Genomic DNA, 26,963 nt, shown 5'->3' on the forward strand with positions numbered 1-26,963 from the left:
GATGGATCACCTCCTTTCTAAGGAGCTCTTCACAGAGCAAATGAACCGGTTACTTCTCGGGTCATGCCTTACTCACTCTTTAGTTTTCAGGGAATACCGTTTATGGATTATCCAAACTGGATAATCTTTTTTGTATATAATAAAACTTACCAGTATCGAAAAAAGAGGTGCAAAGTGATGAAAGAAGAGTCCTCGAAAGTCAGACGGGCACGCCGTCCGATTCCGAATCGAGAGGAACTGCAAAAGAGGTTGACTGCTCTCCAGTATGAAGTGACACAAAAGGAAGGAACAGAACCTCCCTTTCGCAATGAATATTGGGATCATGATGAAGAAGGGATTTATGTGGATATTGTTTCCGGTGAACCTTTGTTCAGTTCTCTGGACAAGTTTGATGCCGGATGTGGCTGGCCCAGTTTTACCAAACCGCTTCATCCTGAGCAAATCGTCGAAAAGCTGGATGACCGGTTTGGCATGATTCGTACGGAGGTTCGCAGCAGAGAAGCAGATTCCCATTTGGGACATGTGTTTAATGACGGCCCTGCTCCGACACATTTGCGCTATTGCATCAATTCAGCCGCGCTCCGCTTCATTCCCAAAAAAGATCTGGAAAAAGAGGGTTATGGCGAATACCTGCATCTGTTTGAAAAGTAAAGAACCCGGTGCCCGGAAAATTTTAGCGCCTGTTCCACCAGTATCACAAATCGCGTAGAGCCACCTGTGCAGTAGTACTTTACAAACATGCGCTGCCTGTGACTGACCAAGCTTATACACCAAGTGCTTTTCACAATTCAATCAAAAAGAAACGGGATGCTCAATTGGGCATCCCGTTCTGTCGTTTGATATGATCTTTAGTTGAAAAAGAACAACTTTGATCATCTAGAAGAGTAATGTATAGATTGTTCAATCATTGTTTTACATCTGACTTGAAAGAATGAGGTCACCTAAAATGATGGAACGAATTTTTGTAAAATTGATTCAGCAATACGGTGCATTGAAAATAACTCCATTAAAAGGGGGGTATACGAACTCGACAGTTCTAATGGACGGTACAGATCCATTATTAGTTGCCAAGATTGCACGAAGGGATAACCAGGATGCTTTAAACGAAATTAGTTGTCTCAGCCTGCTTAATGGATCCGATATCACTCCTGCTTTATATGAAACATTTGATCTGTTCGATTTCAGAATAATGGTTATGGATTACCGAGAAGGAATCAACGGTCAGTTCATTTTAGACGATCACAAGTGGAATGATGCTGTTGAATTATACAAGTTGCTTGGTATAACTCTTGCTTCTCATATTCATGCTATTACCTGTCTTAATGGGAATGGAATTATTCGAAAGAGTTCCTTGAATTCTCTGAGAGAAACAGCGTTCGACTTGGACTTCGTACCTTTATCATTAAAAACGTCATCAGCCGGGATTTTGTCAGTCATTGAGGAAAGGGAAAGTGAGTGGGTATTAACCCACGGGGATTATGGGCCGCATAATATATTGATATCACCTGGAAAGAAGCTGTCTGTACTGGATTGGGAGTGGGCGGAGTGGGCGCATCCGTTAAATGATTTGGCGTGGGTATATTGGTTTACGAATTTCCATTATCCGGACAAGGCTGATTTTCTCCTTGAATCTTTTATTAATGGATATGCTTCACACAGAAATATTTCTTATGAGCCTAATCTCATAAAGGCTTATTGTATTGCTAAAGTTTGGAATGTGTTGTTGCGTGTGGAAAATGCCGCAAAGGATGTGCAAGACGAGTGGATTCGTCGTTTAGATTGGACTCTAAATAAGGAATTTTGTATATAAACTCTATGAGAAAAAACGATAACAAAAATATGCCTTTAAAAGAATAGACAGATTTTTATGGGAGAATACCACAGGTGTTTTTCCGCAGGTAAAATGCAGAAAAAAAAACGGGGATGGCCCATTGAGCATCCCTGTTTATCTTATTTTTTAGTTTTGTTTGCTGCATGCACGCTATTTCTACCGCCTTCTTTGTGCGTTTGAGTGCTTTCTGGAAGGGGTAAAGGGAGCATCACTTCCGTAATTTGATATAAACCCTTCCGGGTCTGAAAGGAACAGACGGATGCCGTCGCCAAATAAGATACTGCGACTCAAATATGAAATCCGGTCCCCTGGGATATGAGCTTATTTATCTAATTAGCTTAAATGAAAGGCTATATGTGTCTGATCCATCTCTCTATACATTAATTGAATGGGAGTTTTGTTTATATTAAATACTAATGTCTCATCGATATATTCAGTTCTGAACTGGATGTAATCTTCAGTGACGGAAACAGGGTGTATTGGATATTGAAAAGGTGCTCCATGCATTTTAGTCACACTTAGATATAATTGTCCTCCTTCATAGGTAATTGTTATTTTTCTTTCAGAGTTTTCTATCTGATAGATTCCAATTATGCGCTTAACAACACTTTCATTTAGATCAATTGATGTCGTTACTTCAGGAAATGAGATCGGTACACCAAAAAATAAACGAACTAGGTTTTTTCCGATCCATGTTACCGGAGTAATATTTAGGTTGCTCAAGATAATAACTGTAAGATTATCGTTTACGAATCGAAGAATATTTCCGCAGAAACCATTGATATCCCCATAATGACTAATACAAGTATGATATTTGTTACCGATCTCCAGCTGTTGAACAGCCCATCCGTAACCATAGTTTTCCAGATGAGGAGTAAACATAGATTGGAGTGACTCATATGATACGAGTTTATTTGTATATAAAGCCTGATCCCAGCGATATAAGTCCTCGACTGTAGAATACAACCCATATCCCCCGACAGGAATGGACATGTCCATGTGTTCTGTATGAATTATCTCTTTCCAGACAGAATATCCTGAAGCAAGATTATGGACTATCGTACGACCATCATCTACACCCGTGTCATTCATTTTAAGCGGGCCAAAAATGTAACGATTTAGAAAACTGGCATAGGATTGCTTAGAAAGTCGTTCAATCATCTTAGTAAGTAAAATGTAGGACGATGTACAATAAGAAAACCGTTCTCCGGGTATAAACTCCAGAGGAAGATTCTTGAATAAATCGATGGTTTGATCCAAAGTAGAAGGCAATCGCATAATCCTGGTCCAGTAATCCGGGAATTTAACAAAATCAGGAATGCCGGAAGTGTGTGTAAGCAAGTGATGGATCGTGATTTGATCACCTTTGGGAAAGTCGGGAATATAATTACGAATGGGTTCTAACACCGATAGTAGTCCCTGTTCTTGCAGCTGAAGAACAGCCATGGCTGTAAAACCTTTAGTGATGGAGCCAATTCGATATTTAGTTTGAGGTGTATTCGGTACAGTATGTTCTATATTACTCCAACCATAACCACGGCTTAGTAAAATTTCTCCTTTATAACCTACTAATACAGATCCATTAAAATAACGATTTTCTTCTAACTTACTCATATAGTTTTCTAATTGGGAAATAATCGCTTTCAAATAGCATCCACTCCTGATTCGAAATGTTTTGGGAAAACTGTTTTTTGGAAGCGTCTTTGCGCTATTCAGATCAGATTTCGCTCTTTTACCCCTGAAAGGCACTGAGCCGTTTTATCAGCAGTTCCAGCCTTTTCCGGAGTTCTTGAACCTTCCGTTATCAAACTTGTACTCACCTTCATCCAACATCGAATATTCTATGTAACAATAACATTTGATGATAAACATTTGTTCTCCTGCTACAAACACAAAAAAGCCATTGAGTCTGTAAAGTACTGCTTCATAGACTCAATGGCTTTTTGCTTGACGGGCAAGGGCAGGGTTCTTTTGTCAGAAGAGGAGCTCTTCCAGCTCATCCAATTTCGTTTCAAATGTTTTTAGCGCTTGCTTGATCGGCTCTGCCGTCGTCATGTCAACGCCGGCTTTTTTCAGCACTTCGATCGGATAATCGGAGCTGCCCGCCTTCAGGAAAGAGAGATAGCGGTCCACAGCCGGTTTGCCTTCGCTCAAGATCTGGCTGGACAGAGCCGCCGCTGCACTGAAGCCGGTTGCGTATTGATAAACATAATAATTGTAATAGAAATGGGGGATGCGCGCCCATTCCAGTCCGATTTCCTTGTCACTGACGATTTCGTCTCCGTAGTACTTCCGGTTTAACTCATAATAAAGAGTTGTCAGCAAGTCAGGGGTCAGCGCTTCACCGTCTTGGGCTTTTTGATGGATCAAGTGTTCAAACTCGGCAAACATCGTCTGGCGGAATACCGTCCCGCGGAAAGAATCCAGATAATGATTGAGAAGATATAACCGTTTTTGTTTGTCATTTGTGGTCTTGAGCAGATGGTCGTTCAAAAGTGCTTCATTGCAAGTGGAAGCAACTTCCGCTACAAAAATCGTATAATCGCCGTAAACAAAAGGCTGGTGCTTCCGGGTGTAGTAACTGTGGACGGAATGACCGAATTCATGTGCCAGCGTAAACAGATTGTCCATGTTGTCCTGCCAGTTCATCAAAATATAAGGCGAGGTTCCGTATGCGCCGGAAGAATAGGCTCCGCTGCGTTTGCCCTTATTTTCATAAACATCGACCCACCGGTTTTCGTATGCTTCCTTCAGGATGGAAATATATTCATCCCCCAACACATTTAAGCCTTCGAGGAGAATCTGCTGTGCTTCCGGATAGGTCACTTTCCATTTCACATCTTTTACCAGCGGTGTATAAATATCGTACATGTGAAGTTCCGGAAGCCCGAGAGCGCGCTTGCGGATCGAAACATAGCGGTGCAGAAGGTGAAGATGGTCATTCACCGTTTCCACCAGTTGATCATATACTTTTTCCGGAATGTGGTTGGATGACAGGGCAGCCTGTCTCGCCGATTGGTAACGGCGCGCCTTGGCGAAGAAATTATTTTTCTTCACCGCCCCGCTCAGCGTGCTGGCAAAGGTGTTTTTATATTTATTGTAAGTGGCGTAAAGCCCCATAAAAGCATCTTTGCGCACCCGGCGGTCGCTGCTCTCCATAAACTGGATGAACCGCCCGTGAGTAATCTCCACTTCGTCTCCTTCTTCATCAATGATGGTCGGAAAGCGAAGATCGGCATTGTTCAGCATGCCGAATGTATTGGCTGAGGAACGCATCACATCGCTGGCCTGCGCAAGAAGCGCTTCTTCCGGTTCGGACAGGACATGAGGCCTTTTTTGGTTGATTTGATCCAATGCGTGTTTGTATAGTTGCAATTCCTTGTTTTCCTGAATAAAGGATTGTAATTTTTGCTCACTGATGCTCAGAATTTCCGGAACCATGAAAGACATTTCGCTTGCCGCATCGGAATACAGCCGTTTTGCCCGGTCATTCAGTGCCTGGAAATAGGAGTTGGTGGTGTCCTGATCATAACGCATGTGCGCGTATGTATAAAGCTTTCCCAAGCGGTAGAGCACATGGTCCTGAAATTTGAGGGCGGCCAAGAGCGTTTCGGATGAAGTGCCAAGTTTTCCTTTGTATTGGGATATTTTGGGCAACAGTTCTTTTACTTGGGCGAATTCATCGTTCCAACTTTGGTCGCTGTCGAAAATATCTTCAAGCCGCCAGGTGTATTCCACCGGGATTTCGGATCGTTGGGGTAATTGCTTGCTATTTTGCTTTGTCATCGTCATCCTCCTTCTGGATCGTGAAGGTCACATGTTTATTATACTATTTGTTATCGTAATCAGAAATGATGTGTCCCGTTTTTTCGGGGAAGTCGCGGCGCGGTCCGGTTTCTGAGCGATCAGCATCGCTGGGATCGCTGCATTTTTCGATCGGCCCTTTGGTTTTCCGCACGTCGGGAGCAAGGATTTGCAATTGCCAGCGATTTGATGATTGTGGTATAATCGCTTTGGCTATACTTATTGTAGATACATCTGTTGGTAAAAGAGTGGGCGCTGACCCACTCTTTGCATTTTGCCGAAGATGTTCTGTCATTAGCCGTTTTTAAGGAGGGTTGGCTTTGAGTCGGCAGGTAACAGAAGCAGTGGAAAAACTGGCAAAGCCGATTTTGGAAGCAGAAGGATTGGAACTGGTCGACGTAGAGTACAAGAAAGAAGGGAACAATTGGTTTTTGCGCATTTTCATTGATCGTGAGGAGCGTCCGGTAGACCTGGATGATTGCAGTCGCGTCAGCGAAAAATTGAGCGATTCTCTGGACGAGGCTGATCCGATTCCGGGTGCCTACATCCTGGAAGTCTCTTCTCCGGGTGCGGAAAGACCCCTGAAAAAAGAAAAAGATTTTCATAAAGCCGTGGGAAAAAATGTGCATATTACGACGTATGAACCGATTGATGGGCAAAAGGTATTTGATGGTGTGTTGAGCCAATACGATGGGGTGCAACTTACCATTCAAGAAAAGAAAAAAAGTTTTCAAATACCGGTTGAAAAAGTGGCAAAAGCCCGCTTGAGCGTCGTGTTCTAAAGCGAAGGGAGGAATGGGACCGATGAATGCCGAGTTCATCGAGGCCCTGGAGCAGTTAGAAAAAGAAAAAGGGATCAGCAAAGATATTTTGATTGAAGCGATTGAAGCTGCATTGATTTCCGGATACAAACGGAATTTCCATTCAGCGCAGAACGTGCGTGTTGACATTAACCGGCAGTCCGGAGAAGTCCGGGTGTTTGCCCGTAAAACAGTGGTGGAAGAGGTTTTGGATTCCCGTCTGGAAATTTCGCAGGATGCGGCAAGGGAGATCGATCCGAACTACCAATTGGGGGATATTGTCGAAATCGAAGTAACGCCCGCCGATTTTGGCCGCATCGCCGCCCAAACGGCGAAACAAGTGGTGACCCAGCGAATTCGCGAAGCAGAGCGGACGGCGATTTACAAAGACTTTGTGGACCGTGAGGAAGACATTATCACGGGGATCGTCCAGCGGGCGGACAGCCGCTATTACTACGTGGATCTGGGACGGGTGGAAGCGCTTCTTCCCCATGCGGAAACGATTCCCGGTGAAAGGTTCAAACACGGTGACCGTGTGAAAGCTTTTATCACCAAAGTAGAGAAATCGACGAAAGGTCCGCAAATCTTTCTTTCCCGCACTCATCCGGGATTGTTGAAACGCCTGTTTGAATTGGAAGTTCCGGAAATTTATGAAGGTATCGTCGAAATCAAGGCGATTGCCCGTGAAGCCGGTTATCGCTCCAAAGTGGCCGTCGCTTCGCACAATCCGGATGTGGATCCGGTCGGAGCTTGTGTGGGGCACCGCGGGGCTCGCGTACAAACGGTTGTCAGCGAGTTGCGGGGTGAAAAAATCGACATTGTGCGTTGGTCTGATCAGATTGATGAGTGGATTGCCAATGCGCTGAGCCCGTCCAAGGTTGTTTCCGTCACCGTTTATGAAGAGGAAAAAATGGCGCGGGTCGTTGTGCCGGATCATCAGCTTTCGCTTGCGATCGGCAAAGAAGGGCAAAACGCCCGCCTGGCCGCCAAATTGACAAATTGGAAAATCGATATTAAAAGTGAATCAGAAGCGGAGAACGATCTGATCGGGGAAGAAGATCCGATTGCAGAAGAAGATCGGACCGCAGAAGAAGAGGCGCATTTGGCTGGCGCAGAGGAAAAAGAAGAAATCCGTGAAATCGAAGATCTTATCAATGAATAAACTGGTGGGGAGGTTGCTCTAAAAAATGAAGCAACGTAAAGTTCCCATGCGCAAGTGCGTTGCATCGCAGGAGATGTTTCCTAAAAAAAGCCTTGTTCGCATTGTGCGCACACCGGAAAATGAGATCGTAATTGATCCGACCGGAAAAAAATCAGGACGCGGTGCTTACTTGTGCGCAAAAATGGAGTATATCGATTTGGCACAGAAAAAGAAAGCATTGGACAGAGCCCTCAAAGTGCAAGTACCATCCGAACTTTATGACCAGCTTCGCGATTATGTAAAAACGCTTGACCCCGGATCAGATGGATAAGATCCTGCAGTTGCTCGGGCTTGCCACGAGGGCGAAAAAGGTAGTGTCCGGAGAAGAATTGGTTTTGCAGGAAGTACGTTCTGGAAGAGCTAAGCTCGTTTTTCTGGCTACGGATGCGGCTAAAAATGCCGAGAAGAAGGTTACAGATAAATGTTCATCCTATGATGTTCCGCTCATTCGTTACGGAACGCGGCAAGAATTGGGGAAAGCGATTGGAAAAGACGAACGAGTGGTTGTAGCCGTGACGGATGCGGGTTTTGCCCGTTCGTTTGCCAAGCTGGTAAGTACTTGACGGGGGTGAATCGATTGGCCAAAATGCGAGTTTACGAGTATGCCAAAAAAATGAATATTTCCAGTAAAGAGATGCTCAATCTGTTGGAACAGGTTGGCATGAAGGTGAACAACCATATGAGCGTACTGGATGAAGGAATGATCCAGAAAGTGGAACAACACATGAATAAAGAAGGGGGAGCCCCTTCGGAAGCAAAAGAGAAGGCTCAGGGAGAGAAGAAAGTGAAACAACAAGCGAAAAATCAAAACCAGTCAGGTTCAAGAAGCCAAAGGCCGTCGGGAAATAAGAGAAATTCGCGTCCAAACCGGCCGAACCAGAGACAAAATCAGCCGAAATCGCCAGGGCGTCAGCCGCGGATTTCCGCCGCCGAGGAAGTCCAAAAGTCCGCCGGCTTCATGGCAAAGGATAAAGTGGAGCAGCCGAAGCGCGCGAAAAAAGAAGATCCGAAAAAAGGCCGTTTCAGCAAATTAAAAGACGATCCGCCCAAAGACTTTGCCATCGGGCGCGGGAAAGGGCGCAACCGTAAAAAAGGGGACCGCAAGGGAGAAAACCGGGAAAAACAAGCTCCGGTTCTGCCCAAGGAAATCACCGTTTCCGGCCCGCTCACAGTGGCTGACTTTGCCAAACTGTTGCGCCGGGAAGCATCCGCGGTGATCAAGAAGCTGATTTCCCACGGCGTCATGGCAACCATCAACCAGGAAATCGATGTAGAGACGATGAGCGTGATCGCGGAAGAGTTTGATGTCACCGTCATTTACAAAGAAGAAGTGGATGAATCCAATTTTGAAGAGCAAGAAGAAGTGGATGCACCTGAGGATTTGGTGGAACGTCCGCCGGTTGTCACCATCATGGGCCACGTCGATCACGGTAAAACCACGTTGCTCGATCAGATCCGCAACAGTAACGTCACCGCGGGGGAAGCAGGCGGAATTACCCAGCATATCGGCGCTTATCAGGTAGAAGTAAACGGCAAGAAAATTACCTTCCTGGATACTCCGGGGCACGCCGCCTTTACGACCATGCGGGCACGTGGTGCACAAGTGACAGATATCACCATCTTGGTCGTCGCTGCCGATGATGGCGTGATGCCGCAGACAATCGAAGCGGTCAACCATGCCAAAGCGGCAAATGTGCCGATTATCGTCGCGGTGAACAAAATGGATAAACCGGGTGTCAATCCTGACCGGGTTAAGCAGCAGCTGATGGAGCACGGCCTGGTTCCCGAAGAATGGGGCGGGGATACCATCTTCGTTCCTGTTTCCGCTTTGACGGGAAACGGAATTGAAGATCTCCTCGAGATGGTCTTGCTCGTGGCTGAAGTACAAGAGCTGAAAGCAAATCCGAATAAACGTGCCCGCGGCGTCGTCATCGAAGCAGAGCTTGATAAGGGGCGCGGAGCGGTTGCGACGGTTCTCGTACAAAACGGTACACTGAAGGTGGGAGACGGAATTGTCGCCGGCAATTATTTCGGCAAAATCCGGGCGATGATCAACGATCGCGGTCGCCGCATTAAAACCGCACCGCCGTCCACTCCGGTCGAGATTTTGGGTTTGCCTGATGTTCCAAGCCCGGGAGACCAGTTCATGGTGTTTGAAGATGAGAAAAAAGGGCGGGCCATCGCCGAGAAACGGATGCAGAAGCGAATCGAGGAAGAGCGTGGCGCCAGCAGCCGTGTCAGCCTGGATGACCTCTTCAAACAGATCAAAGAGGGCGAAGTGAAAGATCTCAATATTATCATCAAGGCAGACGTTCAGGGTTCGGCAGAAGCGCTGAAAAGTTCACTGGAAAAAATCGATGTGGAAGGCGTGAACGTAAAAATCATTCACTCCGGTGTCGGAGCGATCAGCGAATCGGATATCATCCTGGCGTCGGCATCCAATGCGATTGTGATCGGGTTTAACGTCCGTCCCGAACCCAATGCCCGTTCCATGGCCGAACAGGAAAAAGTGGATATTCGCTTGCACCGGGTCATTTATAATGTAATTGAAGAAATCGAAGCGGCCATGAAAGGAATGCTCGATCCGGAGTTTGAAGAAAAAGTGGTCGGTTCGGCCGAAGTTCGGCAAATTTTCAAAGTGTCCAAAGTGGGAACCATCGCCGGCTGTTATGTCATCGAAGGCAAGATCGTTCGCGATGGAAATGCCCGCATCATCCGCGATGGGGTTGTTATTCACGATGGCAAACTGGATACGCTCAAACGCTTTAAAGATGATGTAAAAGAGGTTGCACAGGGGTATGAATGTGGTTTAACCCTGCAAAACTATAATGACATCAAAGAAGGCGACCTTATCGAAGTATATGTGATTGAAGAAGTGGAACGGAAGTAATGAGCGTCATCGGCCTACTGGAGATCAAAGGGCGGGTGATTGCTTCCGCTTCCCTCAAAGATAAACGCCGTGTCATCAAGAGTGTGCAAGCCAAGGTTCGCAACAAATTCAATCTATCGGTGGCGGAAACGGGAAAACAAGATGATCGCCAGTTGACGGAAATCGCTGTCGTCGGTGTGGGCAGCAGCAGGAAAGTGGTTGAACAGGAACTGCAGCAGGCGCTTCGCCTCATCGAGAATTTCGATGAGCTAGAGATTTACGATGCTGTCGTCACATATGTGTAACTCAAGAGTGTTAGGAGGTTTTGAAGGTGGCACGCATTCGGGTAAGCCGTGTCGGCGAACAGGTAAAGAAAGAGCTGAGCCAAATCATTCAGCAAGAGATCAAAGATCCGCGCATCGGCTTTGTCACCATCACCAGGGTGGAAATGACGGGCGACTTGCAAATTGCCAAAGTGTATATCAGCGTATTGGGAAGCGCTCAAGAAAAAGGAGAAACGCTGTCCGCACTGGAAAAAGCCAAAGGTTATATCCGTTCGGAAATCGGGCGCCGCATCCGGTTGCGCCACGTTCCCGAGCTGCTGTTTGTGATGGATGAGTCGCTGGAGCACAGCGAACACATTTCCCGCTTGCTTTACGAAGTGAAAACAGAGGGGACTAAAGAATAATGGTGTGGTTTGAGTCTCTTCAACATTTCATCAGCGAAGCGGATCAAGTGCTGATTGTATCTCATGTCAATCCGGATGGAGATGCAGTCAGCTCCACCCTTGCCGCAGGATACCTGTTGAAAAGATGGGGCAAACAGGTGACAATGGTGAATGAATCCCCCGTTCCCAAGAAATTTTTCATCCTGGAGGGAACAAAAGAGATCGTTTCCACTGATCAGATTAGCGGGCGCTTTCGTCATGTGATCGCGCTCGATTGTGCTGATCGGGAACGGATGGGCAACATCCGGCAGTTGCTCGCAGAAGATGCCTTCATCATCAATATTGATCATCATGCGACCAATGAACGCTTTGGAGATGTCAACATCGTCGTGCCCGATGCGGCGGCGACGGTTGAGATTCTGTTCGATTGGGTTGAACAGGCGGGGGTTTCCCTGGATCAACGGCTGGCCAGTTATCTTTATACCGGTTTATTGACTGATACCGGCGGATTTCGCTATTCCAACACCACCCCCAAAGTCCTGAGAATTGCCGCACAGCTGGTGGATACGGGCATCGAGTCCCACAAAATCGCCGATGCCGTTCTTGAAACGGTGACCATCGAACAGCTTCAATTGCTGCAAAAAGCGCTCTCCAGCCTGCGCCGATCCGATGACGGGCTTGTGGCTTGGATGAGTTTGAGCAGGAAGGATACGGACGCTTTTTTGCAGTCACATGAAGATCTGGATGGCATTGTGAATTACGCCCGAAACATCTTGGGGGTTGATGTCGGAATCCTGTTCCGGGAAACGGAGGACGGGACGGTAAAAGTGAGTTTGCGGTCCCGGGAGTTCGTCGATGTCGGAAAGGTGGCCAAAGCGTTTGGCGGCGGTGGACATGCCCGGGCAGCCGGATGCACCTTTCACGGTTCGCTCAAGGAAGCGGAAGAAAAAATGCTTCCCCGCCTTCGCCTGGAACTGGAGTGTGAAAAAAGATGACATACCACGGGATTTTGCCGGTATTTAAGCCAAAAGGGCTCACTTCCCACGACGTTGTGGCCAAAGTGAGGCGTTTGGCAGGACAAAAAAAAGTGGGACATACAGGCACGCTTGATCCGGAAGTGGAGGGCGTGCTGCCTGTTTGTTTGGGACAAGCGACCCGCATAGCCGAGTATATTCAGGCCATGCCGAAGCGGTACCGCGGTTCGTTTATGGTGGGAATCTCTACCGATACGGAAGACCAGACGGGTGAAATCACGGCAAAGGCAGATTCCGTGGAAAAATTGGATCATCCTTGTGTTGAAGCGATTTTCAGCCGCTTTACAGGAGAGATTGAGCAGGTTCCGCCGATGTATTCTGCGGTAAAGATCAAAGGAAAGAAACTGTATGAACTGGCTCGTGAGGGAAAAGAGATTGAGCGTCCTTCGCGGAAAGTCTTCATTTATGAACTGCATCTGCTGGGGATCGAAGATACACCTTATCCCAAGATTTCGTTTGATGTCCTGTGTTCCAAAGGGACTTATGTCCGTACGCTTTGCGTCGATCTCGGACGAGCGCTCGGTTACCCTGCTCACATGACCGGGCTTGTCCGCACGCAAAGCGGTCCGTTTCACTTGGAAGATTGCTGGATGTTGGAAGAACTCGCCCAGGCGGCAGAGCAGCAAAAGCTGGGAGAATATCTCGTTTCCCCCGGCGATGCGCTCAGCTTATGGCCATCGCTGGTTGTTGGTGATGAAGATGTCAAACGCGTCCTGGACGGTTGGGAACTTCGGTTTTCAGGCTTGCCTGCATCGGGAAGCCTGGTGCGGGTTTACTCGGAATCCGGACGATTTTGTGCTTTGTATCGAGTGATGCCCGGCGGATTGGCGAAACCGGAAAAAGTGTTTCGGGAAGTGGAATGTTGATGGAAACGATATTTTTAACTTATCCGATTGAGAAACAAGATCCAAAAGCGCAAAAAATTGTGCTTGCGATCGGTTATTTTGACGGTGTGCATCTCGGGCATCAGGCTGTGATCAAGGAAGCGGTCATGCTGGCTAAAGAACTGGATGCGGTGCCGGCGGTCATGACGTTTCATCCCCATCCGCGAGAGGTGTTGGGGCAGGCGGGCGTGAATCGCTACCTGACTCCGCTTCCGGCCAAGCTGGATCAGTTTGCGAAGTTGGGAGTACAGCGAACGTATGTTATAAAATTCGACCTTGATTTTGCCTCGCTCAAGAAGGAAGATTTTGTGGAGAAAGTATTGCATCCGCTGGGGGTCAAAGGGATTGTCACCGGCTTTAATTTTACGTTTGGCCGATGTGCCGCCGGAAAGGCGTCCGACCTCCCGCTTCTCGCCCGGGGCCGGTTTGTGACGCGCATTGTTGAGCCGATCTTGTCAGGAGAAATCGCCGCATCCAGCACCCGCTTGCGTCAGGCGCTGGATGCGGGAGATGTAGAAGTTGCCTGCCGAATTCTGGGCCGTCCCTATGAGCTGAAAGGGAAAGTGGTGACCGGGGACCAGAGAGGACGGAAGATCGGTTTTCCCACTGCCAACCTCGATTTGCTTGATCCTTATCTTGTGCCCAAACGGGGCGTATACATCGTCAGTGCTTCAGTCGGCGGTGAAAAATCATATGGGATTATGAATATCGGGGTTCGTCCCACCTTTGCGGACCCGGTTCCCCGCGAGAGCCTGGAAGTTCATCTTCTGGGGAAAAATGTGCAGTTATATGGACAGATTTTATCAGTGGAATTCCTCTCATTTATCCGGGAAGAGAAGAAGTTTCCCTCTGTGGACGAATTAATTAAGCAAATTCAGTCCGATCGGGAATACGCGGAGAACTGGCTGAAAGAATTTGTAGAATAATGGTTATTGTACTCCGTGCTTTCCTGTGATATACTTATCCGGTGTCAGCAGGCGCTGTCTGCTGGGTTTAACCCTGGCTCGGTGGATCGATGCCTCGGCGATACTCTGGGTCACGGGGGTTTTAGCAAAAGGAGGATACACAATGGCATTGACAAACGAACGCAAAAAAGAAATCATTGACCAATTTAAAAAGCATGAAGGAGATACCGGATCTCCGGAAGTGCAAATTGCGATTTTGACCCATCGCATCAATGAGCTGAACGCTCACCTGAAAGACCACAAAAAAGATCATCATTCCCGCCGTGGTCTTTTGAAAATGGTAGGGCAACGCCGTAATTTGCTCAACTACCTGAAGAACAAAGACATTACCCGTTATCGCGAGCTGATCGAAAAACTCGGATTGCGTCGATAGCCAAAAAGTGGGGCATTTGCCCCGCTTTTTAACTTATTGTCTTTTAAAATGACCGGAGAAGGATCATAATGTACATATGAAGAATTATGGATTGTTTATGTACGTTTTCGAGAGGAGGAAAATACTGTAACATGGAACCGGCAATATTTGAAACGATGCTCGCAGGTCGTAAACTGATCTTAGAAGTTGGAAAATTTGCTGGTCAGGCAAATGGTTCCGTCATGGTTCGCTATGGGGAGACGGCGGTTTTGGCCACAGCCGTAGCTTCCAAGGAGCCGCGGGACACGGATTTTTTCCCGCTCACGGTCAATTATGAAGAGCGGTTGTATGCAGTAGGAAAAATCCCGGGCGGTTTTATCAAACGCGAAGGACGGCCCAGTGAAAAAGCGATTCTTGCTTCAAGGCTGATCGACCGTCCGATCCGTCCGCTTTTTGATGAAGGGTTTCGCCATGAAGTCCAAGTGGTGACAACCGTGATGTCGGTCGATCAGGATTGTTCCTCTGAGATTGCTGCTCTGATCGGGGCCTCGGCAGCACTTTCCATTTCCGATATTCCTTTTAAAGGGCCGATCGGCGGTGTCGTGGTCGGCAGGGTCGACGGGAAGTTCGTCATCAATCCGACAGTGGAGCAGATGGAAAAATCGGAAATGCACCTGGTCGTGGCCGGCACCAAAGACGGAATCAACATGGTGGAAGCCGGATCTGATGAAATCCCCGAATCGGTGATCTTGGAAGGGATTCTTTTCGGCCATGAGGTAATCAAAGAGCTGGTTGCCTTCCAGGAACAGATTGTGAGCCAAGTGGGTCTTCCAAAAATGGAGACACAGCTGTATCAGGTGGATGAAACCATCAACCAGCGGGTACGCGAACTGGCAACTTCGGCGATCATTGACGCGGTTCAGGTGACGGAAAAGCAGGCGCGCCAAGATGCGATTGACCAAGTGAAAGAACAGGTGGCACAGCTATTGGCGCAAGAGATGGCCGAGGAGGAATATGCGGAAAAAGAAAGCGAGATTTTCCACGTATTCGATCAGATCGTAAAAGAACAAGTACGCCGTCTTATCTTGGAAGAAGAAAAGCGGCCGGATGGACGGAAATACGACGAGATCCGCCCTCTGTCCAGCGAAATCGATATTCTGCCCCGCACGCACGGTTCCGGGTTGTTCAAACGGGGACAGACGCAGGTTCTCAGCGTTTGTACCTTGGGTGCGCTCGGTGATGTGCAGATTTTGGACGGGCTTGATCTGGAAGAGTCCAAGCGGTTTATGCATCATTATAATTTCCCTCCTTTCAGCGTGGGCGAAGCGAAACCGATTCGTGCACCCGGACGCAGGGAGATCGGACATGGTGCTTTGGGGGAACGGGCCCTGGAACCGGTGATCCCCTCCGAAGAGGTATTCCCGTATACGATTCGCCTTGTTTCCGAAGTTTTGGAATCAAACGGTTCCACTTCCCAAGCGAGCATTTGTGCATCCACCCTCGCCTTGATGAGTGCCGGGGTGCCAATTAAAGCGCCGGTGGCCGGGATTGCCATGGGATTGGTCAAAGAGGGAGACAATGTGGTTGTCCTGACTGACATCCAAGGCATGGAAGACCATCTCGGCGATATGGATTTCAAGGTGGCGGGTACCCGAAAAGGGGTAACAGCGCTGCAAATGGATATTAAAATTGAAGGGATCGACCGGGAGATCCTGGAGCGCGCCCTTGATCAAGCGCGGAAAGCGCGCCTGTTTATCCTGGATCATATGGCCGAAGTGATTTCCGAACCGAGAAAAGAGCTCTCGCCGTATGCGCCCAAGATCCTCACAATGAAAATTCATCCTGACAAAATTCGCGATGTGATTGGCCCGAGCGGTCGCGTCATCAATAAAATTATCGAGGAGACCGGCGTCAAGATCGATATTGAGCAAGACGGACGCATTTACATCGCTTCGCCCGATCCCGCACAAAATGAACGGGCAAAACAGATCATTGAAGATCTGGTGCGCGAAGTCGCCGTGGGAGAAACCTATCTCGGCAAAGTGAAGCGCGTGGAAAAATACGGCGCATTTGTGGAACTCTTCCCTGGAAAAGAGGGGCTTGTCCATATTTCCCAATTGGATATCAACCGTGTGGGCAAGGTGAGCGATGTAGTCAAGGTCGGTGATTCGATCATGGTGAAAGTGACAGAGATCGACGACCAAGGCCGGATTAACTTATCCCGGAAAGTGCTTCTGAAGGAGCAGGCGGATAAGAAAAAAGAATCGTGACAGGGAAGCAACAAAAGAGTCAGAGCGATCTGTCTCTTTTTTTACGTTTTCAGGGGAAGAATAGGAAGATGCCTGCCCGCATATGGTAGGAAAAAAGGAGGTGACAAGCCTTGTTTCCGATCCGGGCGGCATCCATACTCTTGTCTGTTGTTTTTATGGTCGTCTTGGTGCAAACACCAGTAATCGAATCTTATGTGGCATCTGTGAAAAATCATAAATCAATACAGGTATTTCATTATTTTGATGAAGAAAACCCGCTTTATGAACGGGTGAAAAAAGAGGCAGCCAAGTATTACATAAAACCGATTGATGCACGGGTTGATCGGGTATGGAAAGCGATTCCCGGCCTAAATGGCAGGGAAGTGAACATAGAAGAAACGGTGCGACGGACTCTCAGACAAAAAGATCAGTCGAAAATCGTTTGGGTTTATCGGGAGATTCCCCCGAAAGTCTCTTTGAGCGATCTCGGTCCCCAACCGGTTTACCGTGGGAATGAACGAAAAAAAGCGGTTGCTTTGATGGTGAATGTGGCCTGGGGCACGGAATATATTCCTGACATGCTAAAGATATTGAAAGAGGAAAAGGTAAAAGCCACATTTTTTCTTGATGGTTCGTGGCTGGAAAAAAATCCGGACATGGCACGGCGAATCGCAGCCGACGGGCATGAGATCGGCAATCACGCTTATTCGCATCCGTTGATGAGCAAAATTAGCAGGAATCAAATGGAACGGGAAATCGGGAAAACCGAGTCCCTGATTGAGCGAACGTTGAACACCAAAAGCAAATGGTTTGCTCCTCCCGCAGGTGATTTTAACCGGATGGTATGTGAAGTCGCAGCCAAGCACCAGCTGCAAACGGTTTTATGGACTGTTGACACTGTCGATTGGCGCAAATCCGTCTCCCCGGGGATGATGGTTACCAAAGTGAAAAGGGAACTCGGACCAGGTCACCTTTTGTTGACGCATCCGACAGACCGGACGGTAAAAGCTTTGCGGCAAATTTTGCGTGAGGGGAAGAGAAAAGGATTAAAATGGACAACGGTCGGTGAAGTTCTTTCATCCAATCGGGCAGATTGATTTGAGCGGATATGCAAGTTTTGTTATAGTATGGATACTGCTTGATTAATGCTCTCTTGCCGTGGATAAGGAGGATCTTACTTGATCGTAAAACATACGTTGCCAAACGGGGTTCGGATCGTCGCCGAGAAAATCCCGCATGTCCGCTCTGTCGCGCTGGGCATCTGGGTGGGTGCGGGTTCAAAAGATGAAAATCAACAAAATAACGGAATTTCCCATTTTATTGAGCACATGATGTTCAAGGGGACGGAAAAAAGATCGGCGAGGCAGCTGGCGGAGGCTTTTGATGCGATCGGCGGCCATGTCAACGCATTTACTTCCAAAGAAATCACCTGCTATTACGGAAAAGTGCTGGATCAACATTTTTCCACCGCTCTGGAAATTCTCACGGATATGTTTTTTGGCTCCGTTTTTGCCGAGGGCGAAATTGAAAAAGAGAAAAAGGTGATTGTTGAGGAAATTCGCATGGTGGAAGATACACCGGACGACTTGGTTCACGATTTGCTGTCGGTCGCCTCACTCGGGAATCACACTCTCAGCTATCCCGTGCTCGGAAATGAGGAGACGGTCCTCCGCTTTACGAGAGAAGCCCTGCTTGAATACAAAAAGGATCATTATACGCCGGACCAGGTGGTGGTTGCGGTGGCCGGGAATCTGCCGGATGATTATTACGACCAAATCGTCGCATCATTTGGCGGATTTCAAGGAAAGTCGGCGGTCAAAGGGACGAATCCCCTCCGATTTGTGCCGGGGGTGAAAGTAAGACAAAAGCCGACGGAACAGACTCATCTCTGCATTGGCCTTCCGGGACTTTCGATTCGGGATTCACGCATTTATACGCTGGTTTTACTTAATAATGTTCTCGGAGGAAACATGAGTTCGCGTTTGTTCCAGGAAATCCGGGAAGAGCGGGGCCTTGCTTATTCTGTTTACTCATATCACTCCGCGCATCGCGATGGGGGCGTGTTTGCCGTTTATGCCGGAACCAAGCATGGCCAGGAAGAAGAAGTGTGCGAATGCATTTGCCAGACACTGGAGCAAGTGAAACGGCATGGATTGACCGCTGATGAATTGAACAAAGCAAAAGAACAGCTGAAAAGCAGTTTGATGTTGGGCTTGGAGAGCACAAACAATCGCATGAGCCGTTTGGGAAGAAATGAGCTTCTGCTGGGAAGGCATCTGTCCATGGATGAAATCGTGGACAGTGTGGAGCGGATTACCTTAAATGATGTCAATGAGCTGGCTTGTGAGCTTTTCACCTCTCCCATGTCGCTGGCTCTCATCTCACCTGACGGTAAAATACCAGAAGGTTTCAGGGAGGAACTCGCTTGATCGGTGTCAAAGTTATTCAACTACAAGGAAACGAAGATTTGCCTCTTCCAACAAAAATGTCCATTGGTTCCAGCGGATTTGACCTTCATGCAGCGGTAAAGGAAACATCCGTGATCGAGCCGGGGAAATGGAAGTTGATCCCTACCGGAATCGCCGTTTCCATGCCGACGGGCCTGGAAGCGCAAGTACGGCCCCGAAGTGGCTTGGCCTTAAAGCAGGGGATCACCGTTCTCAATTCTCCCGGTACGATCGACGCTGACTATCGGGGCGAAATTGGTGTCATTTTGCTTAATTTGGGGGATGAACCGTTTAGCGTTGAACGCGGAGATCGCATTGCTCAGCTTGTCTTCGCAGAGGTGCCGCAGGTATCGTTGGAGATCGTGGAGCAGTTGGATGAAACAGCTCGCGGTGCAGGTGGGTTTGGTCATACCGGCAAATAGGAAGAGGGGATCTTCATGGCTGAAATCTTGCCATGCAAGGCAGTGGAAGAAGAATTGGAGCGGCTCAGGCATGAGCTGTATCAGTTTGTGAGCGGTGAACCCGTTCGCTTGGGAGCTGCGGAAGTCTTGCCGCTTTCCATGAAGTTGGATCTGCTCATCCTCGAAGTGCAAAAAGCTAAAAAAAAGTGTTGTCAATAAAGAAAGCCTGGGGGGCGCATCGGATAATCCCCCGGGCTTTTTTGTGTCAAAGCGCAATGAGGAACGGGTCTGTTCAGGCTTTCATCCCCCGGATCGTGCTTGCGATAAGAGGAATGTTTATTTTCCCCTGCAACAGCGGGGGGATTTTTCTTATGTTTTGCTTTTTCCGTTCATAAATATGAGGTAAAGAAAGCTTTTTTATCATGCTGAGCAAAAATGGAGGAGAAATATGCGTTGGAGTGAATTTGCCGAAAAGGAATGCATTGATTTGGTTAACGGTGAGCGACTGGGAAACTTTTTGCATGCGGATCTGACTTTTCACCCGCAGACCGGAAAAATCGAATCCATTTTGATCCCGGTGGGTTCCTCGTGGTTCAAAAAGAAATCGCGGCAGATTGAATTATCCTGGCGTCTGGTCAAAAAAGTGGGGCCGGAGATGGTGATCATCAGCACGGCTGAGCAGAAAGGATAAAAAGTGCGGAACCGAATACCCAACACCCTCATATGATGCAAGCAAGGATTGATTAGTTGGCAATGCCTTTTTGTGTACTTATTCTTCCGGGGAAAGGAGTTAATTGCATATGCTGGAAGGTAAGCATGTTGTCTTCCTCGGTGGAGATGCGAGACAGTTGGAAGTTATAAAAAGCTGTATCCAGATGGATGCCAGGGTAAGTCTCATCGGTTATGACAATTTGCAAAGCCCCCTCAGCGGCGCGACCTTGAAGGAATTATCGGCAGATGTGTTGAGGCAAGCTGATGTCCTCGTTTTACCCATTATCGGAACAGATGAGTACGGGATGGTAAACAGCGTATTTACCTCCAAAACCCTGGTGCTCACAGAAGAACATGTGGCGGCGCTTCCCAAGCATTGCCTGATGTTTGCTGGGATGGCAACACAATATTTGAAAAATCTCTGCCAAAAATATCAGATCGCTCTGTTTGAACTGATGGAGCGGGATGACGTTGCCATTTATAACTCGATTCCGACCGTGGAGGGAGCATTGATGATGGCGATCCAAAATACGGACATCACCATCCACGGTTCTGAATGCATCGTTCTCGGGCTGGGAAGATGCGGGATGTCGCTGGCGAGAACGCTTCATGCAATCGGGGCACGGGTCAAGGTGGGGGTGCGTGGTTCCGCCTATAAAGCAAGGGTCTTTGAAATGGGGATGGAATCGTTCGATATCGAGGATTTGGCTCAGTATGTCCGCAATGCCGATTTGATTTTTAATACGATTCCCGCCCTCATTATCACTTCCACAGTGCTGGCACAAGTTCCTCATGATGTGGTGATCATTGATCTGGCTTCCAAACCGGGCGGAGTGGATTACACCTTTGCCGAGAAACGGGGAATCAAGGCGATTTTGGCTCCGAGTTTGCCGGGTATAGTGGCGCCGAAGACGGCGGGTCGTATCCTCGCCCGAACCATCACGCAACTGATGACAACCGAATTGCAAAAGGAGGGAGCCGTGTAGTGAGGGAGATCAGCTTTGCCGGATTGACAATCGGTTTTGCCATGACAGGGTCCCACTGCACGCATGACGAGGTTCTGCCGCAAATGCAGCGATTGGTTGAAATGGAGGCAAAAGTGGTTCCGATTATTTCCCATACCGTCGCAACGGTGGACAGCCGGTTTGGGACGGCGGAGTATTGGAAGCGAAAAATCAAAGAAATTACCGGGCAGGAACCGCTTATGTCCATCCCCGAGGTTGAACCTCTCGGCCCCGCCAAAACTTTGGATTGCCTGGTGATTGCCCCTTGTACGGGGAATACATTATCGCGTCTGGCAAATGCGATGACAGATGGGCCGGTGCTGATGGCCGCCAAGGCGCAGATGCGCAATCACCGGCCGGTCGTGTTGGCCATTTCCACCAACGACGCGCTGGGGTTGAACGCAAAGAATCTGGCCTGTCTGCTGACAACAAAAGATGTATATTTTGTTCCTTTTGGTCAGGATGCTCCGGAAAAAAAGCCGAAATCAATGGTGGCGCGGATGGAACTGATCCCCGAAACCTGTTTGTCAGCCATTGAAGGAAGGCAGTTGCAACCATTAATAGTTGAAAAATATCGCGATTTCACTTCATAATAGATAAGAGCTTTCGCAATAAGACAGACGTCCTCCAATTGCCTGCTTTTTTGCTGTTTGGAGGACGACTCCCATATGATCAGGATTATTGGAGGGAAATTGAGTGGCAAACAGGGAATACACAGTAGCTGTCGTCGGAGCAACCGGGGCTGTGGGACAACAAATGCTCAAGTATTTGGATGAACGAAATTTTCCAGTAAAAGAATTGCGCCCTCTTGCATCCAAAAGATCTGCCGGGCAAACGATCACTTTTCGCGGGGAAGAAGTGGTGGTCGAAGAAGCGACGCCGGAGAGCTTTGCCGGTGTTGACTTTGCCCTGTTCAGTGCGGGCGGCGGTGTCAGTAAGGTGCTCGCGCCGGAAGCGGCGAAAAGAGGAGCGGTTGTGATTGATAATTCCAATGCGTTTCGGATGGATCCGGAAGTTCCCCTGGTGGTGCCGGAAGTAAATCCGGAAGCGGCGAAAAATCATAAAGGGATTATTGCCAATCCAAACTGTTCAACCATTCAAATGGTCGTTGCACTAAAACCGCTGTATGATCGCTACGGCATCGAACGCGTGATCGTTTCCACCTACCAGGCTGTTTCGGGAGCCGGCTGGCAGGCGATCCACGAGCTGGAGCAGCAAACGAAGGCGAGTTTGAACGGGGATGAAGTGACCGCCAGTGTGCTTCCGGTGGGAAAATTGGATCGGCATTACCAAATGGCTTTTAATGTGATTCCGCAAGTGGATGTAGCTGAAGAAAACGGGTTTACCCTGGAAGAGATGAAAATGGTCCGTGAGACGAAAAAAATCTTTGCCGATGACTCGATCGGCGTAACGGCGACATGTGTGCGCGTACCGGTTTTCCGCGGACACAGCGAATCTGTTTATGTGGAATTAAAATCAGATTTTGAATTGGATGAGGTTCGGGCACTTTTAAGCGAGATGCCGGGAATTGTGGTTCAGGATGACATTGCCGGGCAAATTTACCCGATGCCGCTTCATTCTGCGGATCGCACCGAGGTGTTTGTCGGACGGCTGCGGCGTGACCTGAATCATCCGCGCGGACTCAACCTGTGGGTCGTTTCCGACAATCTGCTCAAAGGGGCAGCCACCAATGCGATTCAAATTGCGGAAGTACTCATTGAAAATGAAAGATAGAGAAGGGATACACCATGAGGATCATCGTACAGAAATTTGGCGGAACCTCAGTGGCGACCCCCGAACAGCGCCAGCGCGTATTGCATCATATTCGCAAGGCGCTGGCCGAAGAATATCGTCTGGTCGTCGTGGTTTCTGCGATGGGGAGAAAGGGAGACCCCTATGCAACAGATACACTATTAAGTATTTCCAAACAATATGGGGACGTAATCACTCCGCGCGAAAAAGACTTGTTGATGAGCTGTGGTGAAATTATTTCCGCCGCCACGATTTCTTCCCTCTTAACAAAACATGAAATTCAAAACTGTGTACTGACTGGTGGACAAGCGGGAATCATTACGAATAATCATCATACCAACGCACAGATTATTACCGTCAATCCCAAGCGGGTCAAACATGAACTGGAAAAAGGAAATGTCGTGATCGTGACCGGTTTTCAAGGGCAGACAACCGATGGGGAGATCACGACATTGGGCCGGGGCGGCAGCGATACGACCGCGACCGCTTTGGGGGCCGCTTTGCATGCAGAATATGTGGATATTTTCACTGATGTCGAAGGGATCATGACCGCTGATCCGCGCATTGTTGAAGATGCCGCCCAACTGGAACAGGTTACGTATACCGAGATGTGCAACCTGGCGTTTCAGGGGGCCAAAGTGATCCACCCGCGGGCCGTTGAAATTGCCATGCAAACGCAAATCCCGATTCGCGTGCGGTCGACGATGTCGGATCATAAGGGAACACTGGTGACGCATTTGACGGAAATCGACCGCCCGGCCAGTGAAGTGCGGGAAACCACGATTATCGGGATTACACAGATGCCCAATGTGACGCAAATAAAAATCCGTGTAAACCAGGGCCAATATGATTGGCAGGTAAGCGTGTTTAAAGCGATGGCCGACCATGGGATCAGTGTCGACTTCATCAGTGTCAATCCGTGTGAGATCGCTTATACGGTTTATGATGACCTTGCCGACCAGGCAGCAGCCATCATCAGCGACTTGGGATTAACTCCGGAACTTTCCCGCGGCTGTGCCAAAGTTTCGGTCGTTGGTGCGGGCATTGCCGGGGTGCCGGGGGTTATGGCGAAAATCTCTGAAGCGCTGACTGAAGAAGATGTACAAATTTTGCAGTCGGCCGATTCGCATACGACGATCTGGGTGCTGGTGCACGGAGAAGATATGGTAAAAGCCATTCGTGCCCTTCACCGGAAATTTAACCTGCATAATCTCAATTATGCGTGAGCGTGCATTTGGAAATGGAGTGAGAGATATGTTTTTTGGCCGGTTAATTACTGCGATGTACACCCCGTTCACCAAGGAAAACGAAATTGATTGGCCCCGGCTGGAAGAATGCATTGAGCGCTTGATCGAAACGGGGAGCGACGGGATCGTCGTTTCAGGAACAACAGCCGAATCGCCTACTTTGACTCACGAAGAGAAATTGGCTTTGTTCCGTTTTACCAAAGAGAAAGTGGCCGGACGCGTGAAAGTGATTGCGGGAACCGGCAGCAACAATACACAGCAAAGCATCGAACTGACCAAAGAGGCGGAAGAGATCGGTGTCGACGGAATCATGCTGGTTGCACCGTATTATAACAAGCCTTCGCAAGAGGGACTGGTGCAACATTTTAAGGCGATTGTGTCTGCGACGTCACTGCCGGTCATGCTTTACAATGTCCCCGGGCGCACCAGTGTCAATATGACTGTTGATACGATGCAGCGCCTGGCCGAATTGGATCAGGTCGTGGCGATCAAAGAGGCGAGCGGAAACATGGGGCAAATCTCCAACCTGATCGCTTCCATTTCCCCGGATGTGGCCGTTTACAGCGGCGATGACGGAATCACCCTGCCGGTGCTGGCTGTGGGCGGAGCCGGTGTGGTCAGTGTGGCCAGTCATTTGGTCGGCAGAGAGATAAAAGAGATGATCGATGCCTTTTTTGCCGGTGACAATCAGAAGGCGATCGCCATTCATCAGAAACTGTTGCCCGTCTTCCACGGTTTGTTTATCACATCCAGCCCTGTGCCGTTAAAGTATGCGATGGCGCAAAAGGGCTGGTCGGAGCCTTATGTCCGGTTGCCGCTCACAGAAATGGATGAACTGCAAAGGGCGGCAACGGATGAATGGATCAGGGAATTATTATAATCAGAATGAGCCGATCTGTATGTGCAGGTCGGTTTTTCTCATTTTTCCTCAATCGCGATGATTTCTTCAGCTCCGTTTCAACAAGAATTGGTTGCATACATATTTTTTGATCGTATATAATGAGAACAAGTGAGATTTGTGCGGTTTAGGGTGACGACAACAGAATATATAGGAGGTACATTTGTGACAAAAAACCAGCGGGGCAAACTCTACGTTTTTGCTCTCGGTGGGTTGGATGAAATCGGAAAAAACATGTATGTGGTGCAGTACGAGAATGACATTGTCGTCATTGACTCGGGCTTAATGTTCCCTGAAGAGGACATGTTGGGAATCGACATTGTCATTCCGGACATCACGTATCTTGTTGAGAATCGGGAGAAAGTACGCGGAATTATCTTAACACATGGACACGAGGATCATATTGGCGGTCTTCCATATATCTTGCGGCAACTAAACGTTCCCATTTTCGCGACGAAACTGACAATGGGATTGGTCGAACATAAGCTTCGAGAAGCACATCTGCTGAATGACACGAAACGGCATGTGATCAATAACCAGTCGGAAATCAAATTAGGTTCCCATTTGAAGGCCACGTTTTTCAATACGAACCACAGCATTCCGGACTCGGTCGGAGTCTGCATTGAGACTCCCGAAGGGGCTGTGGTGCATACGGGCGATTTCAAATTTGATTTGACCCCTGTCGGGGGTCGTGTGGCCGACATGCACAAAATGGCGGAAATAGGGAAAAAAGGCGTTTTATGTTTGTTGTCGGACAGTACCAACGCAGAACGTCCCGGGTTTACCGGTTCGGAACGCACGGTTGGTGACGGAATTAAAGAAGTATTTCGGAAAGCGAAGCAACGGGTCATTGTAGCCACATTTGCCTCCAACATACACCGCATCCAGCAAGTGGTGGACGCTTGCCACACGTACGGGCGGAAATTGGCGGTGGTCGGACGCAGTATGGTGAATGTGGTAAATATCGCCTCGGAATTGGGTTATCTGGAGATTCCATCAGATTTATTGATAGATCCGGATGAAATTAATCACCTTCCGGCCAACAAGGTTGCGGTGATTTCCACCGGCAGCCAGGGGGAATCGATGTCTGCACTTACGCGCATGGCAAACGCTTCCCACCGGAAAGTGGAGATTTTGCCCGGCGATACGGTGATCATCGCCGCGACGCCGATTCCGGGGAATGAAAAATTGATCGGCCGCACTGTTGACCAGCTGTTCCGCATCGGCGCTGATGTCGTTTACAGTACGACTTCTCATGTTCACGTGTCAGGACATGGTTCTCAAGAAGATTTGAAACTGATGCTAAGCCTGATGAAACCCAAATATTTTATTCCGATTCACGGTGAGTACCGCATGTTGCGTGCTCACGCCCAACTTGCCGAATCTGTGGGAGTGCGCCCAGAAAATATTTTTATCTGTGACAACGGAGATACAGTCGAATTCTCAGACGGAAAAGCGAGATATGGTCCCAAAATTCAGACAGGGAAAGTGCTGATTGACGGACTAGGCGTTGGAGATGTTGGAAACATCGTACTAAGAGATCGTAAACTACTCTCCCAAGACGGCATTTTAGTCGTTGTGGTTACCCTAAGTAAAACAAACGGTACGATTCTTTCCGGTCCGGATATTATTTCGCGCGGCTTTGTCTACGTTCGCGAATCAGAACAGCTTTTGGAAGAAGCGAATCGCATTGTAAGCCAAACGATGGAAAAATGTATGAGGGAACAAGTGAGCGAGTGGGCTTCCCTGAAAACAAGTATTCGTGATGCGCTAAGCAAATTCTTGTTTGAGAAAACCCGCCGCCGTCCCATGATTCTGCCAATCATCATGGAAGTATAATCGGATCT

Annotated in this window: 27 protein-coding genes; 25 read left to right on the plus strand and 2 right to left on the minus strand. The window is 48.4% G+C overall.

Translation table 11 applies throughout. The annotated features are described in order from the left end of the window. Positions 1-177: 177 nt before the first annotated feature. A complete protein-coding gene (gene msrB / locus I8U18_RS08995) occupies positions 178-651 on the plus strand; it encodes a peptide-methionine (R)-S-oxide reductase MsrB (RefSeq protein WP_198055732.1) in 474 nt (157 codons plus the stop codon). A gap of 295 nt (positions 652-946) precedes the next feature. Next, positions 947-1,810, plus strand: coding sequence for a phosphotransferase family protein (locus I8U18_RS09000; RefSeq protein WP_198055733.1), 864 nt, complete (start codon positions 947-949; stop codon positions 1,808-1,810). A gap of 354 nt (positions 1,811-2,164) precedes the next feature. On the opposite strand, the gene I8U18_RS09005 is transcribed toward I8U18_RS09000, so the two are convergent. Both I8U18_RS09005 and pepF read right to left on the minus strand, forming a co-directional pair. Then, the gene (locus I8U18_RS09005; RefSeq protein ID WP_198059513.1) at positions 2,165-3,478 is read right to left on the minus strand and encodes a serine hydrolase domain-containing protein; all 1,314 of its coding nucleotides are present in this window, start codon (positions 3,476-3,478) and stop codon (positions 2,165-2,167) included. A gap of 327 nt (positions 3,479-3,805) precedes the next feature. After that, entirely contained in the window at positions 3,806-5,617 is a 1,812-nt protein-coding gene (pepF, locus tag I8U18_RS09010) for an oligoendopeptidase F (RefSeq protein WP_198064701.1), read from the minus strand. A gap of 338 nt (positions 5,618-5,955) precedes the next feature. Here pepF and rimP point away from each other — a divergent pair, with 338 nt between their 5' ends. The 23 genes from rimP (at position 5,956) to rnjA (ending at position 26,955) form a co-directional block, all read left to right on the plus strand. Further along, positions 5,956-6,417, plus strand: a complete 462-nt coding sequence (gene rimP, locus I8U18_RS09015) for a ribosome maturation factor RimP (RefSeq protein ID WP_033099614.1) — start codon at positions 5,956-5,958, stop codon at positions 6,415-6,417. Positions 6,418-6,439: 22 nt separating this feature from the next. Continuing rightward, positions 6,440-7,597: a transcription termination factor NusA gene (nusA, locus tag I8U18_RS09020; RefSeq protein ID WP_033099615.1), complete on the plus strand. Its 1,158-nt coding sequence runs from the start codon at positions 6,440-6,442 to the stop codon at positions 7,595-7,597. Positions 7,598-7,622: 25 nt separating this feature from the next. Further along, on the plus strand, positions 7,623-7,907 hold the full coding sequence (gene rnpM / locus I8U18_RS09025; RefSeq protein ID WP_033099616.1) for an RNase P modulator RnpM: 285 nt from the start codon (positions 7,623-7,625) through the stop codon (positions 7,905-7,907). After that, positions 7,900-8,199: a YlxQ family RNA-binding protein gene (locus I8U18_RS09030; RefSeq protein ID WP_033099617.1), complete on the plus strand. Its 300-nt coding sequence runs from the start codon at positions 7,900-7,902 to the stop codon at positions 8,197-8,199. Before rnpM ends, I8U18_RS09030 begins: the two co-directional genes overlap by 8 nt. A 23-nt stretch (positions 8,200-8,222) precedes the next feature. Beyond that, positions 8,223-10,526, plus strand: a complete 2,304-nt coding sequence (gene infB, locus I8U18_RS09035) for a translation initiation factor IF-2 (protein WP_198064734.1) — start codon at positions 8,223-8,225, stop codon at positions 10,524-10,526. Further along, entirely contained in the window at positions 10,526-10,810 is a 285-nt protein-coding gene (locus I8U18_RS09040) for a DUF503 domain-containing protein (protein WP_033099619.1), read from the plus strand. The genes infB and I8U18_RS09040 overlap by 1 nt, the downstream gene beginning before the upstream one ends. A 26-nt stretch (positions 10,811-10,836) precedes the next feature. Next, positions 10,837-11,193 carry a 30S ribosome-binding factor RbfA gene (gene rbfA / locus I8U18_RS09045; RefSeq protein WP_033099620.1) on the plus strand — a complete coding sequence of 119 codons (357 nt, stop codon included), beginning with the start codon at positions 10,837-10,839 and terminating at the stop codon, positions 11,191-11,193. Continuing rightward, positions 11,193-12,167 carry a DHH family phosphoesterase gene (locus I8U18_RS09050; protein ID WP_033099621.1) on the plus strand — a complete coding sequence of 325 codons (975 nt, stop codon included), beginning with the start codon at positions 11,193-11,195 and terminating at the stop codon, positions 12,165-12,167. The genes rbfA and I8U18_RS09050 overlap by 1 nt, the downstream gene beginning before the upstream one ends. Further along, on the plus strand, positions 12,164-13,072 hold the full coding sequence (gene truB, locus I8U18_RS09055) for a tRNA pseudouridine(55) synthase TruB (protein WP_198055736.1): 909 nt from the start codon (positions 12,164-12,166) through the stop codon (positions 13,070-13,072). Before I8U18_RS09050 ends, truB begins: the two co-directional genes overlap by 4 nt. After that, a complete protein-coding gene (gene ribF, locus I8U18_RS09060; RefSeq protein WP_198055737.1) occupies positions 13,072-14,016 on the plus strand; it encodes a riboflavin biosynthesis protein RibF in 945 nt (314 codons plus the stop codon). Before truB ends, ribF begins: the two co-directional genes overlap by 1 nt. A gap of 142 nt (positions 14,017-14,158) precedes the next feature. Further along, on the plus strand, positions 14,159-14,428 hold the full coding sequence (gene rpsO / locus I8U18_RS09065; RefSeq protein WP_033099624.1) for a 30S ribosomal protein S15: 270 nt from the start codon (positions 14,159-14,161) through the stop codon (positions 14,426-14,428). Between the two features lie 131 nt (positions 14,429-14,559). Continuing rightward, positions 14,560-16,677 (plus strand): polyribonucleotide nucleotidyltransferase, encoded by a 2,118-nt coding sequence (gene pnp, locus I8U18_RS09070; RefSeq protein ID WP_198064702.1) that lies wholly within the window; start codon positions 14,560-14,562, stop codon positions 16,675-16,677. Between the two features lie 110 nt (positions 16,678-16,787). Next, positions 16,788-17,753: a polysaccharide deacetylase family protein gene (locus tag I8U18_RS09075; RefSeq protein WP_232331085.1), complete on the plus strand. Its 966-nt coding sequence runs from the start codon at positions 16,788-16,790 to the stop codon at positions 17,751-17,753. An 81-nt stretch (positions 17,754-17,834) separates the two neighbouring features. Continuing rightward, positions 17,835-19,085 (plus strand): M16 family metallopeptidase, encoded by a 1,251-nt coding sequence (locus I8U18_RS09080; RefSeq protein WP_033099627.1) that lies wholly within the window; start codon positions 17,835-17,837, stop codon positions 19,083-19,085. After that, positions 19,082-19,525, plus strand: coding sequence for a dUTP diphosphatase (gene dut / locus I8U18_RS09085; protein ID WP_033099628.1), 444 nt, complete (start codon positions 19,082-19,084; stop codon positions 19,523-19,525). Before I8U18_RS09080 ends, dut begins: the two co-directional genes overlap by 4 nt. 15 nt (positions 19,526-19,540) lie before the next feature. Next, on the plus strand, positions 19,541-19,723 hold the full coding sequence (locus I8U18_RS09090; RefSeq protein ID WP_033099629.1) for a Spo0E family sporulation regulatory protein-aspartic acid phosphatase: 183 nt from the start codon (positions 19,541-19,543) through the stop codon (positions 19,721-19,723). A gap of 229 nt (positions 19,724-19,952) precedes the next feature. Then, entirely contained in the window at positions 19,953-20,195 is a 243-nt protein-coding gene (locus I8U18_RS09095; protein ID WP_033099630.1) for a YlmC/YmxH family sporulation protein, read from the plus strand. Positions 20,196-20,304: 109 nt separating this feature from the next. Further along, positions 20,305-21,201: a dipicolinate synthase subunit DpsA gene (gene dpsA, locus I8U18_RS09100; RefSeq protein WP_198055739.1), complete on the plus strand. Its 897-nt coding sequence runs from the start codon at positions 20,305-20,307 to the stop codon at positions 21,199-21,201. Between the two features lie 8 nt (positions 21,202-21,209). Further along, a complete protein-coding gene (locus I8U18_RS09105) occupies positions 21,210-21,812 on the plus strand; it encodes a dipicolinate synthase subunit B (protein WP_033099716.1) in 603 nt (200 codons plus the stop codon). 103 nt (positions 21,813-21,915) lie between these two features. Beyond that, on the plus strand, positions 21,916-22,953 hold the full coding sequence (locus I8U18_RS09110) for an aspartate-semialdehyde dehydrogenase (RefSeq protein WP_033099632.1): 1,038 nt from the start codon (positions 21,916-21,918) through the stop codon (positions 22,951-22,953). Between the two features lie 14 nt (positions 22,954-22,967). Beyond that, complete coding sequence (gene dapG / locus I8U18_RS09115; RefSeq protein WP_033099633.1) at positions 22,968-24,197, plus strand: aspartate kinase; 1,230 nt, start codon at positions 22,968-22,970, stop codon at positions 24,195-24,197. 28 nt (positions 24,198-24,225) lie between these two features. Next, the gene (gene dapA, locus I8U18_RS09120; protein ID WP_198055741.1) at positions 24,226-25,098 is read left to right on the plus strand and encodes a 4-hydroxy-tetrahydrodipicolinate synthase; all 873 of its coding nucleotides are present in this window, start codon (positions 24,226-24,228) and stop codon (positions 25,096-25,098) included. 183 nt (positions 25,099-25,281) lie between these two features. Next, a complete protein-coding gene (rnjA, locus tag I8U18_RS09125; protein WP_033099635.1) occupies positions 25,282-26,955 on the plus strand; it encodes a ribonuclease J1 in 1,674 nt (557 codons plus the stop codon). The last annotated feature ends 8 nt before the right edge of the window (positions 26,956-26,963 follow it).

It is taken from the genome of Thermoactinomyces sp. CICC 10522, from assembly GCF_016055075.1.
GTDB lineage: Bacteria > Bacillota > Bacilli > Thermoactinomycetales > Thermoactinomycetaceae > Thermoactinomyces_A > Thermoactinomyces_A daqus.

What these genes read in the sequence shown, in the direction of transcription:
- msrB (WP_198055732.1), top strand. Translation starts at nt 178, where the DNA reads ATGAAAGAAGAGTCCTCGAAAGTCAGACGGGCACGCCGTCCGATTCCG.
- I8U18_RS09000 (WP_198055733.1), top strand. Translation starts at nt 947, where the DNA reads ATGATGGAACGAATTTTTGTAAAATTGATTCAGCAATACGGTGCATTG.
- pepF (WP_198064701.1), bottom strand. Translation starts at nt 5,617, where the DNA reads ATGACAAAGCAAAATAGCAAGCAATTACCCCAACGATCCGAAATCCCG.
- nusA (WP_033099615.1), top strand. Translation starts at nt 6,440, where the DNA reads ATGAATGCCGAGTTCATCGAGGCCCTGGAGCAGTTAGAAAAAGAAAAA.
- rnpM (WP_033099616.1), top strand. Translation starts at nt 7,623, where the DNA reads ATGAAGCAACGTAAAGTTCCCATGCGCAAGTGCGTTGCATCGCAGGAG.
- I8U18_RS09030 (WP_033099617.1), top strand. Translation starts at nt 7,900, where the DNA reads ATGGATAAGATCCTGCAGTTGCTCGGGCTTGCCACGAGGGCGAAAAAG.
- infB (WP_198064734.1), top strand. Translation starts at nt 8,223, where the DNA reads ATGCGAGTTTACGAGTATGCCAAAAAAATGAATATTTCCAGTAAAGAG.
- I8U18_RS09040 (WP_033099619.1), top strand. Translation starts at nt 10,526, where the DNA reads ATGAGCGTCATCGGCCTACTGGAGATCAAAGGGCGGGTGATTGCTTCC.
- I8U18_RS09050 (WP_033099621.1), top strand. Translation starts at nt 11,193, where the DNA reads ATGGTGTGGTTTGAGTCTCTTCAACATTTCATCAGCGAAGCGGATCAA.
- truB (WP_198055736.1), top strand. Translation starts at nt 12,164, where the DNA reads ATGACATACCACGGGATTTTGCCGGTATTTAAGCCAAAAGGGCTCACT.
- ribF (WP_198055737.1), top strand. Translation starts at nt 13,072, where the DNA reads ATGGAAACGATATTTTTAACTTATCCGATTGAGAAACAAGATCCAAAA.
- rpsO (WP_033099624.1), top strand. Translation starts at nt 14,159, where the DNA reads ATGGCATTGACAAACGAACGCAAAAAAGAAATCATTGACCAATTTAAA.
- pnp (WP_198064702.1), top strand. Translation starts at nt 14,560, where the DNA reads ATGGAACCGGCAATATTTGAAACGATGCTCGCAGGTCGTAAACTGATC.
- I8U18_RS09090 (WP_033099629.1), top strand. Translation starts at nt 19,541, where the DNA reads ATGGCTGAAATCTTGCCATGCAAGGCAGTGGAAGAAGAATTGGAGCGG.
- I8U18_RS09095 (WP_033099630.1), top strand. Translation starts at nt 19,953, where the DNA reads ATGCGTTGGAGTGAATTTGCCGAAAAGGAATGCATTGATTTGGTTAAC.
- dpsA (WP_198055739.1), top strand. Translation starts at nt 20,305, where the DNA reads ATGCTGGAAGGTAAGCATGTTGTCTTCCTCGGTGGAGATGCGAGACAG.
- dapG (WP_033099633.1), top strand. Translation starts at nt 22,968, where the DNA reads ATGAGGATCATCGTACAGAAATTTGGCGGAACCTCAGTGGCGACCCCC.
- dapA (WP_198055741.1), top strand. Translation starts at nt 24,226, where the DNA reads ATGTTTTTTGGCCGGTTAATTACTGCGATGTACACCCCGTTCACCAAG.